Source organism: Rhodococcus phenolicus, from assembly GCF_001646785.1.
In the GTDB taxonomy this organism is placed as follows: Bacteria; Actinomycetota; Actinomycetes; order Mycobacteriales; family Mycobacteriaceae; genus Rhodococcus; species Rhodococcus phenolicus.
Window position 1 is genome coordinate 1 of sequence record NZ_LRRH01000213.1, and the last position, 540, is coordinate 540.

General features: G+C 70.4%; 1 pseudogene. It reads left to right on the forward strand.

The annotated features are described in order from the left end of the window. A pseudogene (locus A8G15_RS28960) lies at positions 1-540 on the forward strand (ATP-binding protein); the annotation flags it as partial.

Genomic DNA, 540 nt, shown 5'->3' on the forward strand with positions numbered 1-540 from the left:
ACCCTGGACCGGCTGACCTCCGACGCACGAACCGCGGCCATCCGCGACAGCATCATCGTCGTCGCGATCCTCGCGATCGCCCTCGCCGTCGTGCTCCTCGTCGGCCGCGCCCTGTCCGTCCCCATGCGCCGCCTGCGCGACGGCGTGCTCAGCGCCGCCAACCACCAACTGCCCGCCGCCATCACCGCCGTCAAGGACGGCGCCGACGTCACCACCGTCGAACTCGCCCCGATCGACGTCACCACCGACGAAGAATTCGGCGAACTCGCCCGCGCCGTCGACTCGATGAACTCCGGCGCACTGCGCCTGGCCGGCGAACAGGCACACCTGCGCCAGCAGGTCTCGACGATGCTCGAACCCCTGGCCCGCCGCAACAAAACCCTCGTCGAACAGCAACTCTCGCTCATCGACTCCCTCGAATACGAGGAGAAGGACCCGGTCCGGCTGCAGAGCCTGTTCGCACTCGACCACCTCGCCGCCCGCATGCGCCGCACCGGCGACTCGCTGCTCGTGCTGTCGGGCACCCGCCCCCGCACCCGC